Annotated in this window: 12 protein-coding genes; all 12 read left to right on the top strand. The window is 61.8% G+C overall.

What is annotated here, in order from left to right; genetic code table 11:
* Positions 1 to 55: 55 nt before the first annotated feature.
* A complete protein-coding gene (locus AMK02_RS26980; protein ID WP_064807768.1) occupies positions 56 to 2,092 on the top strand; it encodes an NADH:flavin oxidoreductase in 2,037 nt (678 codons plus the stop codon).
* Between the two features lie 163 nt (positions 2,093 to 2,255).
* Entirely contained in the window at positions 2,256 to 2,864 is a 609-nt protein-coding gene (locus AMK02_RS26975) for a dimethylsulfoniopropionate lyase (RefSeq protein ID WP_064807766.1), read from the top strand.
* Positions 2,865 to 2,963: 99 nt separating this feature from the next.
* On the top strand, positions 2,964 to 3,713 hold the full coding sequence (locus AMK02_RS26970; RefSeq protein ID WP_064807765.1) for an electron transfer flavoprotein subunit beta/FixA family protein: 750 nt from the start codon (positions 2,964 to 2,966) through the stop codon (positions 3,711 to 3,713).
* A gap of 24 nt (positions 3,714 to 3,737) precedes the next feature.
* The gene (locus AMK02_RS26965) at positions 3,738 to 4,667 is read left to right on the top strand and encodes an electron transfer flavoprotein subunit alpha/FixB family protein (protein ID WP_064807763.1); all 930 of its coding nucleotides are present in this window, start codon (positions 3,738 to 3,740) and stop codon (positions 4,665 to 4,667) included.
* A gap of 16 nt (positions 4,668 to 4,683) precedes the next feature.
* On the top strand, positions 4,684 to 5,376 hold the full coding sequence (locus tag AMK02_RS26960) for a dimethylsulfonioproprionate lyase family protein (RefSeq protein WP_064807761.1): 693 nt from the start codon (positions 4,684 to 4,686) through the stop codon (positions 5,374 to 5,376).
* A 92-nt stretch (positions 5,377 to 5,468) separates the two neighbouring features.
* Positions 5,469 to 6,596, top strand: coding sequence for an S-(hydroxymethyl)glutathione dehydrogenase/class III alcohol dehydrogenase (locus tag AMK02_RS26955; RefSeq protein ID WP_064807759.1), 1,128 nt, complete (start codon positions 5,469 to 5,471; stop codon positions 6,594 to 6,596).
* A gap of 3 nt (positions 6,597 to 6,599) precedes the next feature.
* Positions 6,600 to 7,430, top strand: coding sequence for an S-formylglutathione hydrolase (gene fghA, locus AMK02_RS26950; protein ID WP_064807757.1), 831 nt, complete (start codon positions 6,600 to 6,602; stop codon positions 7,428 to 7,430).
* 57 nt (positions 7,431 to 7,487) lie between these two features.
* On the top strand, positions 7,488 to 8,060 hold the full coding sequence (gene gfa / locus AMK02_RS26945) for an S-(hydroxymethyl)glutathione synthase (RefSeq protein ID WP_064807756.1): 573 nt from the start codon (positions 7,488 to 7,490) through the stop codon (positions 8,058 to 8,060).
* A 295-nt stretch (positions 8,061 to 8,355) separates the two neighbouring features.
* Complete coding sequence (locus AMK02_RS26940; RefSeq protein ID WP_064807754.1) at positions 8,356 to 9,072, top strand: GntR family transcriptional regulator; 717 nt, start codon at positions 8,356 to 8,358, stop codon at positions 9,070 to 9,072.
* Positions 9,069 to 9,980, top strand: a complete 912-nt coding sequence (locus AMK02_RS26935) for a dihydrodipicolinate synthase family protein (RefSeq protein WP_064807752.1) — start codon at positions 9,069 to 9,071, stop codon at positions 9,978 to 9,980. Before AMK02_RS26940 ends, AMK02_RS26935 begins: the two co-directional genes overlap by 4 nt.
* On the top strand, positions 9,973 to 11,490 hold the full coding sequence (locus AMK02_RS26930) for an aldehyde dehydrogenase (protein WP_064807750.1): 1,518 nt from the start codon (positions 9,973 to 9,975) through the stop codon (positions 11,488 to 11,490). The genes AMK02_RS26935 and AMK02_RS26930 overlap by 8 nt, the downstream gene beginning before the upstream one ends.
* Positions 11,487 to 12,833, top strand: a complete 1,347-nt coding sequence (locus AMK02_RS26925) for an NAD(P)/FAD-dependent oxidoreductase (RefSeq protein ID WP_064807749.1) — start codon at positions 11,487 to 11,489, stop codon at positions 12,831 to 12,833. The genes AMK02_RS26930 and AMK02_RS26925 overlap by 4 nt, the downstream gene beginning before the upstream one ends.
* Positions 12,834 to 12,861: the final 28 nt, after the last annotated feature.

Here is a 12,861-nt window from a genome sequence, read left to right as displayed (position 1 = left end):
CTATGTACATTGCGCATAGCGTTCCGTTGTCGTTTTTAATCCGGAACCACGGCCCATGTCGAATGATCCTCTCCTTCAGCCTTACCAGCTCAAGCATCTGAAGCTGCGCAACCGTATCATCGTGACCTCGCACGAACCGGCCTATCCGGAAGACGGTATGCCGAAGGAAAAGTATCGCGCCTATACGGTGGAGCGGGCAAAGGGTGGCGTGGCCCTGACGATGACGGCGGGTTCGGCGGCCGTCTCCAAGGACAGCCCGCCGGTCTTCAACAACCTGCTCGCCTATAAGGACGAGATCGTCCCGTGGATCAGGGAAATGACCGATGCGGTGCATGAGGAGGGGGCGGCGATCATGATCCAGCTCACCCATCTCGGCCGGCGCACGCGCTGGGACAAGGGCGACTGGCTGCCTGTTGTGGCGCCGTCGCATCATCGCGAGGCTTCGCACCGCGCCTTCCCGAAGAAGATGGAAGACTGGGATATCGAGCGCATCATCAAGGATTTCGCCGACGCGGCCGAGCGCATGAAGGCGGGCGGCATGGACGGTGTCGAGCTCGAGGCCTATGGCCACCTCATCGACCAGTTCGTGTCTCCGCTCACCAATGAGCTCGATGGTCCCTATGGCGGTTCGCTCGACAATCGTCTGCGCTTCTGTTTCGACGTGTTCAAGGCGATCCGGAAAAGGGTAGGCGACGAGTTCATTCTCGGCCTGCGCTATACGGCCGACGAATGTCTTCCCGGCGGCACGGGCAAGGCCGAAGGCCTCGAATTCTCCAAGCGCCTGAAGGAAAGCGGCCTCATCGATTACCTGAATGTGATCCGCGGCCATATCGACACCGACGCGGGCCTGACCGACGTAATCCCGATCCAGGGCATGGCGAATTCGCCGCATCTCGATTTCGCCGGCGAAATCCGCGCCGCCACCCAATTCCCGACCTTCCATGCGGCGAAGATCCCCGACGTCGCAACCGCTCGCCACGCGATCGCGGCCGGCAAGGTCGACATGGTCGGCATGACCCGCGCCCACATGACCGACCCGCATATTGTCCGCAAGATCATCGAGAAACGGGAAGAGGATATCCGCCCCTGCGTCGGCGCCAACTACTGTCTAGACCGCATCTATCAGGGCGGCGCCGCCTATTGCATCCACAATGCCGCCACCGGCCGCGAACTGACCATGCCGCATATCCTTGATAAGGCCGATGTGAAGAAGAAGGTCGTTATCGTCGGCGCCGGTCCGGCCGGTCTCGAGGCGGCGCGGGTTGCCGGGGAACGCGGCCACAAGGTGGTCGTTTTCGAAGCGGCGAACAATCCCGGCGGCCAGATCCGCCTCACCGCCCTGAGCGAACGCCGCAGGGAGATGATCAGCATCATCGACTGGCGCATGAGCCAGTGCGAAAAATACGACGTGACCTTCCACTTCAACAGCTGGGCGGAAGCCGACACGATCGAAGCCGAAAACCCCGATGTCGTCATTATCGCGACCGGCGGCCTGCCGCATACCGAGGTGCTTTCGACGGGCAACGAGCTGGTGGTCTCCTCATGGGACATCATCTCCGGGGACGTGAAGCCTGGCACCAACGTGCTGATTTTCGATGATGCCGGCGACCATGCCGGCCTTCAGGCGGCGGAATTTCTCGCCAAGGCGGGCGCCAAGGTCGAGATCATGACGCCCGACCGGTCCTTCGCGCCGGAGGTCATGGCGATGAACCTCGTGCCCTATATGCGCTCCCTTCAGAAGCATGACGTGACCTTCACCGTCACCTATCGCCTGGAGGCGGTCGAGAAGAGCGGCAATCAGCTTGTTGCCCATGTCGGCAGCGATTACGGCGGGATTGCCAAGCAGAGCAGCTACGACCAGATCGTCGTCAATCACGGGACCATTCCGCTCGATGAGCTCTATTTCGAGCTGAAGCCCAATTCGAGCAACCTCGGCGAGATGTCGCATGACCAGCTTCTGGCCGGTGTACCGCAGTCGGTCGTTCGCAATCCCGAGGGCAAATTCCAGCTGTTCCGGATCGGCGACGCTGTCGCTGCGCGCAACACGCATGCCGCCGTCTATGACGGCCTGCGCATCGCGAAGGATATATGATTGCAGCAGAGGCCACCGGCTGGCAGGCCTAAAATCGTCCTGTTCTAAAGCGTGTCGCGATCTTTCGGATTCGCTTGTCACGCTTTAGGTCCTTGTTTTTACGCATGTCTTTATCGCAAAACCGCTGCACACTTTTGCGAGACATGCTCTAGGGAGGGATGGCATGAGTTTACGCGGGGGGAGCCTGCAGCTTTTCTTGGACACAGCTTCTCAGGCTTTCCAGGCATTTGCGACAGCCCCGGAGGCCCGACGCTCGATCCGGCAGTTTGTCGCAAAGCTGGAGCAGCCGGGAACCGCACGTGCCGGCGACGGAAGCCGGTTGCCGGTCTGCGCTTACCTTGATGTGGCGCTCGCGATTGATACCTCCTATGATCCTTCGCTGGGGCGATTGGTCGAGGCGTTCAAAGGCATCGAGCCAATGCTTGAATGGCGTCGGCGCACCAAGTATGACCACTCGGCGAGCGACAATTTTGCCGATGGGCATGCCAATGCGATGATCATCGGCCCCGGCGGACTTGAGGAGCGGAGCGACCTGTGGCTCGGGGTGACGTTGATGGCGCCGCATGTGCGCTATCCCGATCATGATCATGCGCCGGAGGAGGTCTATCTCGTGCTTTCCGAGGGGGAGTTCAAGCAGGGGGAGGGGAACTGGTTTTCGCCCGGCATCGGCGGATCGTTCTATAATGTCCCAGGGATCAAACATGCCATGAGGTCGGTCGATACGCCGCTCTTCGCCTTCTGGGCGTTGCTTGCCGATCGACCGCACCAGTAGCGCGATGAGCAGGTTTAAACCTTGCGGCGTCCTGTGCGCGTCTGAAAAGACGTGCGGCGCTGTAGGGATCAGCATTCGGAATAACAAAGGGGATTGCAAATGAAGATTCTCGTGCCCGTCAAACGGATTGTCGACTACAACGTGAAGATCCGGGTTAAGCCGGATGGCACGGGTGTCGAGCTTGCCAACGTGAAGATGTCGATGAACCCGTTCGACGAGATCTCGGTGGAAGAGGCGCTGCGGCTGAAGGAGGCCGGCAAGGCCGAGGAAGTGGTGGTGGTGTCGATCGGCCCGGCCAAGGCCGAGGAGACGCTGCGCACCGCGCTCGCCATGGGCGCCGACCGGGCGATCCTGGTCGAGACCGACGAGCAAGTCGAGCCGCTCGCCGTCGCCAAGATCCTGAAAGCGGTGGCCGATGCCGAACAGCCGGGTCTTGTCATCGTCGGCAAGCAGGCGATCGACGACGATTCCAACCAGACCGGCCAGATGCTGGCGGCACTGCTCGGTTCGGCCCAGGCGACCTTCGCGTCGAAGATCGAGATCGGCGACGGCAAGGCGACGGTCACCCGCGAGGTCGACGGCGGTCTGCAGACGATCGAGATCAAGCTGCCGGCGGTGGTGACCACCGACTTGCGCCTGAACGAGCCGCGTTATGCCTCGCTGCCGAACATCATGAAGGCGAAGAAGAAGCCGCTCGACAAGAAGGCTCCTGCCGATTTCGGCGTCGACACGACGCCGCGGCTGAAGGTGCTGAAGACCGAGGAGCCGTCCGGCCGCAAGGCCGGCGTCAAGGTCAAGTCGGTCGCCGAACTGGTCGACAAGCTGAAGAACGAAGCCGGCGTGCTGTAACGGGCAAGAACAGGAGCAACTATCATGACCATTCTTCTTCTGGCCGACCATGACGGCAATCACCTCTCCGACCAGACCGCCAAGGCGCTGACGGCAGCAAGCCAGATCGGCGCCGACGTGCACATCCTCGTCGCCGGCAAGGCCGCCAGGGCGGCGGCCGATCAGGCCGCCAAGCTTGCCGGTGTGACCAAGGTGCTGCTTGCCGAAAGCGACGCGCTTGCCAACAATCTCGCCGAACCTCTGGCCGATCTGATCGTCTCGCTTGCCGGTTCCTACGACACGATCGTCTCGGCCGCCACCTCGGTCGGCAAGACGGTGCTGCCGCGGGTGGCCGCCCTGCTCGACGTCGCCCAGGTCTCGGAGATCATCGAGGTCGTCTCCGCCGACACCTTCAAGCGACCAATCTATGCCGGCAACGCCATCCAGACGGTGCAGGCAAGCGACGCCAAGAAGGTGATCACCGTGCGCACCGCCTCGTTCGCCTCGGCAGCGGAAGGCGGCTCGGCAACGGTCGAGGCGATCCCGGCCGTCTCCGATCCGGGCCTGTCGCGTTTCGTCTCCGATGCGCTGTCGGCCTCGGAACGTCCGGAACTGACCTCGGCCAAGGTCATCATCTCGGGCGGCCGGGCGCTCGGCTCGGCCGAGAAGTTCAAAGAGGTCATCCTGCCGGTTGCCGACAAGCTCGGTGCCGCCGTCGGCGCCAGCCGTGCCGCCGTCGATGCCGGTTATGCCCCGAACGACTGGCAGGTCGGCCAGACCGGCAAGGTGGTGGCGCCCGATCTCTATATCGCCTGCGGCATCTCCGGCGCCATCCAGCATCTGGCCGGCATGAAGGATTCCAAGGTGATCGTCGCCATCAACAAGGACGAGGAGGCGCCGATTTTCCAAGTCGCCGACTACGGCCTCGTCGCCGATCTCTTCGACGCCCTGCCGGAATTGCAGAAGGCGCTCTGAGCGAGGGGGACCGAACGTGGCGCGCATGGCGGGACGTCCAATCAGACCTGGTGCCGACCTTCTCCTGAACGATGAGGAAAAGCCGGCCTATATCAGGCTGCACGACATCGGCAGGGAACGGCGTCCCCGGCCGCTGCAGGAATTTCTCAACGATATCGGTGGGCTGATGCTATCGGCCGACGCTCCCGCCGTTGCCAGTTTCGTTGCGGGCAAGGTCCTTCAGAGGCTGCTCAAGACAGGCAAGGTGCACCCGGAAGGAGGCCCTCTTCCCGGTGTGCCCGAGGGATTGGATGAGGCCATCAGTCATCTGGCGAAGTCGGGACGGAAATACGAGGCGATCGCCGGCCAGTTCAAGAGCCTCGCCGACAGGCTGCTCTGGAGGCGCGGCCGCACCGGCCCGTTTGCCAGCCTCAACTTCGGCAATACGCACTCCCACGCCGTTCTGGTCGGTCCTGGCGGCATGGAGGAGCGCGCCGATCTACGGGTCGGCGTGATCTACATGGATCGCTACACCCGCTTCCCCGATCATGTTCAGACCCAGCCGCGCGCCTTCATTCTGCTTTCGCCGGGAGAAATTTGCCTTGGTGATTCCCAGTGGTTTTCTGCCGCGACCGGAACGGTCTTCGCAAATGATGCCGGACAATCCTTTGCGATAAGATGTACGGCCCAGCCGCTTCTTGCGGTGTGGTGTCAGGTCGAGCCCGGATGATCGAGGTGAGGCCGAGGCAGATCGTTTCGATCTCGCGGTCGTATCTTCGCATATTTTAACAACCGAATTGAATTAACAGGAGGGATTATCAAATGGACGTTCGCGCCGCCGTAGCCGTTCAGGCCGGAAAACCGCTTGAAGTGATGACCGTGCAGCTGGAGGGGCCGAAGGCCGGCGAAGTGCTGGTGGAGGTCAAGGCGACCGGCATCTGCCACACCGACGATTTCACCCTGTCGGGAGCAGATCCGGAAGGCCTGTTCCCGGCGATCCTCGGCCATGAGGGCGCCGGCATCGTCGTCGATGTCGGCCCGGGTGTGACCTCGGTCAAGAAGGGCGACCACGTCATTCCGCTTTATACGCCGGAATGCCGCGAATGCTATTCCTGCACGTCGCGCAAGACCAATCTCTGCACCGCTATCCGCGCCACCCAAGGTCAGGGCGTGATGCCGGACGGCACCTCGCGCTTCTCGATCGGCAAGGACAAGATCCATCACTATATGGGCTGCTCGACCTTTGCCAATTACACGGTGCTGCCGGAGATCGCGCTGGCCAAGATCAATCCCGACGCGCCCTTCGACAAGGTCTGCTACATCGGCTGCGGCGTCACCACAGGCATCGGCGCCGTCATCAACACCGCCAAGGTCGAGATCGGTTCGACGGCGATCGTCTTCGGTCTCGGCGGCATCGGCCTGAACGTGCTGCAGGGCCTGCGGCTTGCCGGCGCCGACATGATCATCGGCGTCGATATCAACCCGGATCGCAAGGCCTGGGGCGAGAAGTTCGGCATGACGCATTTCGTCAACCCGAAGGAGGTCGGCGACGACATCGTGCCCTATCTGGTCAACATGACCAAGCGTAATGGCGACCTGATCGGCGGCGCCGACTACACCTTCGACTGCACCGGCAACACCAAGGTGATGCGCCAGGCGCTGGAAGCTTCGCATCGCGGCTGGGGCAAATCGGTCATCATCGGCGTTGCCGGCGCCGGCCAGGAAATCTCGACGCGGCCGTTCCAGCTGGTGACCGGCCGCAACTGGATGGGCACCGCCTTCGGCGGCGCCCGCGGCCGCACCGACGTGCCGAAGATCGTCGACTGGTACATGCAGGGCAAGATCCAGATCGATCCGATGATCACCCACACCATGCCGCTCGAAGACATCAACAAGGGCTTCGACCTGATGCACAAGGGCGAAAGCATCCGCGGCGTGGTGGTCTACTAAGCTATGAAAACCATCTCGATCGACAAGTCTTACGGCGGCACTCAAGGGGTCTACGTCAATCGCTCCGAAGTCTGCGACTGCGACATGACGTTTGCGGTATACGTGCCGCCGCAGGGGGGCAATTGTCCGGTGCTGTGGTACCTGTCCGGCCTGACCTGCACGCATGCCAATGTCATGGACAAGGGCGAGTATCGGCGGCTTGCCGCCGAGCTCGGGCTGATCATCGTCTGCCCGGATACGAGCCCCCGCGGCGATCACGTTCCTGACGAACCCGACAACTGGCAGTTCGGCAAGGGCGCCGGTTTTTACGTCGACGCCACCGAGCCGCCGTTTTCGGCGAATTATCGCATGTATAGCTACATCACCGATGAATTGCCGCGGCTCCTTGCCGCGGAATTTCCTGCCGACATGGATCGCCAGGGGATCTTCGGTCATTCGATGGGCGGACATGGCGCGATCACGATCGCGCTCAAAAAACCGGATCGCTTCCGGAGCTGCTCGGCCTTCGCGCCGATCAGCCATCCCTCGGTTTCAGGCTGGTCGAAACCGGCCTTGCGGAAATATCTCGGAGCCGACGAAAAGACCTGGCGGGCCTATGACACCTGCTCGCTGATCGAAGATGGGCATCGCTTCGCCGAGCTCCTCGTCGACCAGGGAACGGCGGACAGCTTCCTGGAGGACGGCTTACGTCCCGACGAGCTCCGGCAAGCATGCGAGGCGGCAGGCATTCCGCTCAGGCTGCGCATGCAGGAAGGCTACGGCCATTCCTACTTTTTCATTTCGACATTCATGGAAGACCATCTGCGCTGGCACGCGCAGAGGTTGGGGAAATGATTTTAACGAGCTCGGCCGGGCATAACGCAAACGGCCAGGGAGGGAAGGAGAGAAGCAATGAGCAGCATAGCCATTCATCCGGCATTGGATTCAGGCTTTCGAGCGACTGACGCTACTTTCACAGGCGGGACGCTCGTGTGCAAGTGCACGAGCAATCCGGTAAAGGTCAGGATCAAGGGTGATATCGCCCACAATCACGCCTGCGGCTGCACCAAGTGCTGGAAGCCCGAGGGTGCTGTCTTTTCGGTCGTGGCGGTCGCTCCGACCGAGAGCGTCGAAGTGCTCGAGAACGGCGACAAGCTCGCTGTCGTCGATCCCGCTGCTCTGATCCAACGGCACGCCTGCAAGGAATGCGGCGTGCATATGTATGGGCCGGTCGAGCGCGAACACCCCTTCCAGGGATTGTCGTTCGTCCATCCGGAGCGCTTCCAGGAAACCGGCTGGGCAAAGCCGACCTTTGCGGCCTTCGTGTCGTCAATCATCGAAAGCGGCTTCGATCCCGCCAGGATGGATGCGGTCCGGGCGCAGCTGAAGGCGTCGGGTCTGGAGCCCTATGATTGCCTGTCGCCCGGCCTGATGGACTATATCGCGACCTGGACTGCCAAGAAGAACGGCGTGCTTGCCGCTTAAAGCTTCCCGGGGAGCGCCGACCCCGGCGCTCCCCGATCATTGGACGACCAATGTCCCATGACGGCCGCGCTCGGCCGCTTCCCACACATTGCTATCCACCATCAGCTTGTCGCGCGCCCGGAATCCTCACGTTCACGGACGGCTTCGCGTTCGATCACGGCAAACTTTCGAGGCGCGGAAAGAATTGTGTTTTTCTCGAATACGAATTGTGTACGCAGAGTACACAATTATTGACTCCTGCTGAAAGGCGTGTCATCTTCCAGGCAGTAGAGCAACGAATGGCCGGAGATCGACGATGGCGAAGACACCCAAGAGCAATCTCTACGAAGATTTGAAACGCCAGATCCTGACGATGGAGCTGGACCCGGACGCCGATCTGGACGAGGCCAGTTTGAGCGAAAGATACGGGCTGTCGCGGACGCCGGTGCGGGACATATTCCGCCGCCTTGCCGGTGAAGGCTATATCGACATCCGCGAGAACAGGGGTGCGCGGGTCATCCCGATGAACCACTCCACGCTGCGCAATTTCTTCCTCGTCGCGCCGATGATTTATGCGGCGATCGGTCGTCTGGCCGTGCAGAACTTCAAGCCCGCGCAGCTGTCGGACCTGAAACAGACGCAGGAGCGGTTTCGCGCCGCCAGCGAGAACATGGACGCTCTGGCGATGGTGCTGGAGAACAACCGCTTTCACGAAATTTTCGGCGAGATGTCGGGCAACGTCTACATGCAGCCGAGCCTCGGCCGGCTGCTCATCGACCATGCGCGCATCGGTCATACGTTCTTCCGGCCGAGAAACGAGGACATGCGGCGGCGGCTTCGATTGGCCGTCGAGCATCATGACGGCTTTATCGCAGCGCTCGGCGCTCACGATGAGGATGCCGTCGTCGACCTCGTTTTCGAACACTGGGAATTGTCCCGCGAGAACATGGAGATGTTCATCGCTCCGCAAGGCCTCAAGGCGGACGCCTTCGTCGGCGGTCCCGCCACGCAATTATTGGAGAAGTCATCGTGAAATTTGAGGGGATTTATACACCGGCGGTGACGCCGCTCGATCAAAATGGACAGATCGACCGGCCCGCATTCGCTGCCGTGCTCGAGTCGCTGATCGAGGCGGGCGTGCACGGCATCATCGTCGGCGGCTCGACGGGCGAATACTACGCCCAGAGCAGCCAGGAACGTTACGAACTTGCAGCCTATGCCAAGGAAGTGATCGGCACACGGCTGCCGCTCATCATCGGCACCGGCGCCACGCGGACCGAAGATTCGGTTGAATATGCAAAATCGGCAAAGGAAATCGGCGCTGATGCGATCCTGGTATCGTCACCGCCCTATGCGCTGCCGACCGAACGCGAGAACGCGGTGCATGCGCTGACCGTCGATCGCGCCGCGAACCTGCCGATCATGCTCTACAACTACCCTGCCCGGATGGGTGTGGTGATGGGCGAGGAGTATTTTTCTCGCGTCGGCAAGTCGAAGAACGTCGTCGCCATCAAGGAAAGCTCCGGCGACATGGGCAATCTTCACCTGCTCGCCCGGAAGTTCCCGCACATCTCGCTCTCCTGCGGCTGGGACGACCAGGCGCTCGAATTCTTCGCGTGGGGTGCGAAGAGCTGGGTCTGCGCCGGCTCCAATTTCCTGCCGCGCGAGCATGTCGCCCTCTATGAGGCCTGCGTCGTCGAGAAGAACTTCGACAAGGGCCGGGCGATCATGAGCGCGATGCTGCCGCTGATGGATTTCCTCGAATGCGGCAAGTTCGTCCAGTCGATCAAGCATGGCTGCGAGATCATCGGCCTGAAGGCGGGCCCGGTGCGTGCGCCGCTGCGCGGTATGACCTCCGAAGAGAAGAGAACCCTTGAGACTGTCGTCGCCACTTTGAAGCGCACGGTCGCCCAGATCACGTCGGGAGCCAACCATGCATGAACCTTTGACCGCCGCCGAATACAAGGCACTCGCCAAAGAACTCCATCTGCCAACCAATGCCTTCATCGACGGCGCGTACCGTCCGGCGAAGTCGGGCAAGACCTTCAAATCAACCAATCCCGCAACCGGCGAACTCCTCGCCGAGATCGCCGCCTGTGATACAAGCGACGTCGACTATGCGGTCGCCAAGGCCCGCGAAGCCTTCGACGATGGCCGTTGGCGTCAGCTGACGCCTGGCGCACGCAAGGAAACGCTGCTCAAGTTCGCAAAGCTGCTGGAGCGCAATCGTCACGAGCTTGCCGTCATGGAAAGCCTCGACAGCGGCAAGCCGGTCCGCGAGTGCCAGACCGTGGATGTCCCCGACACGATCCACACGATCCGCTGGCATGCCGAGCTGATCGACAAGCTATACGACAACACGAATTCCGTCGGCCCTGATGCGCTGGCGATGGTGGTTCGTGAACCTATCGGCGTGGTCGCTTGCGTCCTGCCATGGAACTTCCCGCTGCTGATGCTGGCCTGGAAAATCGCGCCGGCGCTTGCCGCGGGCTGCTCGGTGATCGTCAAGCCCGCCCAGGAAACCACGCTGACGACGCTGCGTGTCGCCGAATTGGCGCTCGAGGCCGGCATCCCGGCAGGCGTTTTCAATGTCGTCACCGGCAGCGGCAAGGATGTCGGCGAACCGCTTGGCTTGCATATGGATGTCGACATGGTCGCCTTTACCGGATCGACCCCCACAGGCCGTCGCTTCCTCCACTATTCTGCCGATTCCAACCTCAAGAAGGTGGTGCTCGAATGCGGCGGCAAGAACCCGGCCGTGGTGCTTGAAGACGCTGAAGATCTCGATCTCGTCGCCGAGCAGGTGGTCAACGGCGCCTTCTGGAATATGGGCGAGAACTGCAGCGCATCCTCGCGCCTTATCGTTCACGCCAGCATCAAGGATGAACTCCTCAAGCGGATCGGCGCCTATATGCGCGAGTGGAGGACCGGCGATCCGCTCGATCCGGAAAACCGCATCGGCGCGCTCGTCAGCAAGAGCCATTTCGACAAGGTGAGGTCGTTCCTCGACGACGTGAAGAGCGAGAAGCTTTCGCTGGCCTTCGGCGGGCAAACCCAGGACGGCGTCTTCATCGAACCCACGGTGGTTGACGGCGTCACGCCTGCCAGCCGCCTGTTCAAGGAGGAGATTTTCGGGCCGATCCTGTCGGTAACGACATTCGAGACCCTCTCCGAAGCCGTGGCTCTCGCCAACGACACCAATTACGGTCTGACCGCGTCGGTCTACACGGGCAGCCTGCGCAATGCGATCCGGGTGTCGCGCGATATCCGTGCGGGTCTGGTCACCGTCAACTGCTTCGGCGAGGGCGATGCGAGCACACCGTTCGGCGGCTACAAGGAGTCCGGCTTCGGCGGCCGCGACAAGTCGATCTTCGCACACGACAATTACTGCGAGCTCAAGACCATCTGGATCGACGTATCCGAACGATCTGTTGACGAGACGATCCGATGAGCCATCATGTGATCAAGCACCTGCCGACGGATACCGGCGTCTCGGGATGGGAGGCGACCAGCGAGCGCGCCTTTCCCGTGACGGCGCTTGAACACGACATCACCGCCGACTGGCTGATCATCGGCGGCGGATTTGCCGGCCTGTCGGCGGCCCGCCGCCTTTCGCAGTCACGGCCCCAGGACAAGATTGTCATCCTGGAGGCGCGCGAACTCGCCAAGGGACCGGCCGGCAGAAATTCCGGCTTCATGATCGACGTGCCGCACAATCTGTCCTCGGGCGAATATTCGGTCGCCGACGAAGCGGCGACGAAGGACGAGATTCGCCAGAACCGTCTGGCGATCTCCTTTGCCGCCGACGCCGCAGCCGAATACGGCCTCTCCGCGGAGACCTTCGATCCGGCGGGCAAGGTGAATGCCGCGGCTTCCGAGCGGGGGCTGGGGCTCAACGACAACTATCGGAAGTCGCTCGAAAAGATCGGCGAGGAACATCGCGTTCTTGACGCTGATCAGATGCGGGAGATGACAGGCTCGCGTTACTATCTCGGCGGGCTCTATACGCCTGGTGCCGTGATGATCCAGCCCGCCGATTATATTCGCGGCCTGGCACACGGGCTTTCCTCGAAAGTCACGATTCACGAGCATTCGCCGGTTCTGGAGCTTGCGCGCGATGGTCGAACCTGGAAGGCGAAGACCGCGCGTGGTTCCGTTTCTGCGCCCAAGGTCATTCTGGGTGTAAACGGCCATATTCAGAGCTTCGGCCACTTCCGGGGCCGGCTGATGCACATCTTCACCTATGCGTCGATGACATCGGCCTTTTCCCAGAATGAATTCGGCGGCGATGTCACCGGCGTCGATCGCTGGGCGCTGCTGCCGGCCGATCCGATGGGCGCAACGGTGCGCAAGATCACCAAGAATGGGCTTTCGCGGATCGTCGTCAGGACCAGGTTCACCTACGACCCGAGCCTCAAAGTATCGGAGAAGCGGGTCGCCGGCATCGCGGCCGAACAGCGCCGCTCGTTCGATGCCCGGTTCCCCGGGCTGGAGCGCCTTCCGATGGAATACAGCTGGGCGGGTGCGCTTTGCCTCAGCCGAAACCATGTGCCGGCGTTCGGTGAGGTCGAGGAAGGGCTCTTTTCCGCCTGCTGCGAAAACGGTCTCGGCACCGTCAAGAGCACCTTCGCCGGCATGATGGCCGCAGATCTTGCGACAGGAGCCGCAAGCCCCGAGCTCGACACATACAAGAACCAGCCGGAACCGACGAGATTGCCGCCCGAGCCCATCGCATGGCTCGGCATCAACTCGGTCATCCGCTTTCAGGAATTGCGAGCCGGCCGCGAGGGGTGATCCCTCGGCCGGCGCAATATGAAGACTG

Origin of the sequence: Rhizobium sp. N731 (assembly GCF_001664145.1) — a bacterium.
GTDB lineage: Bacteria > Pseudomonadota > Alphaproteobacteria > Rhizobiales > Rhizobiaceae > Rhizobium > Rhizobium esperanzae.
The sequence above is the reverse complement of the archived record's forward strand: the minus strand, read 5'-3'. Positions and strand labels throughout refer to the sequence as shown.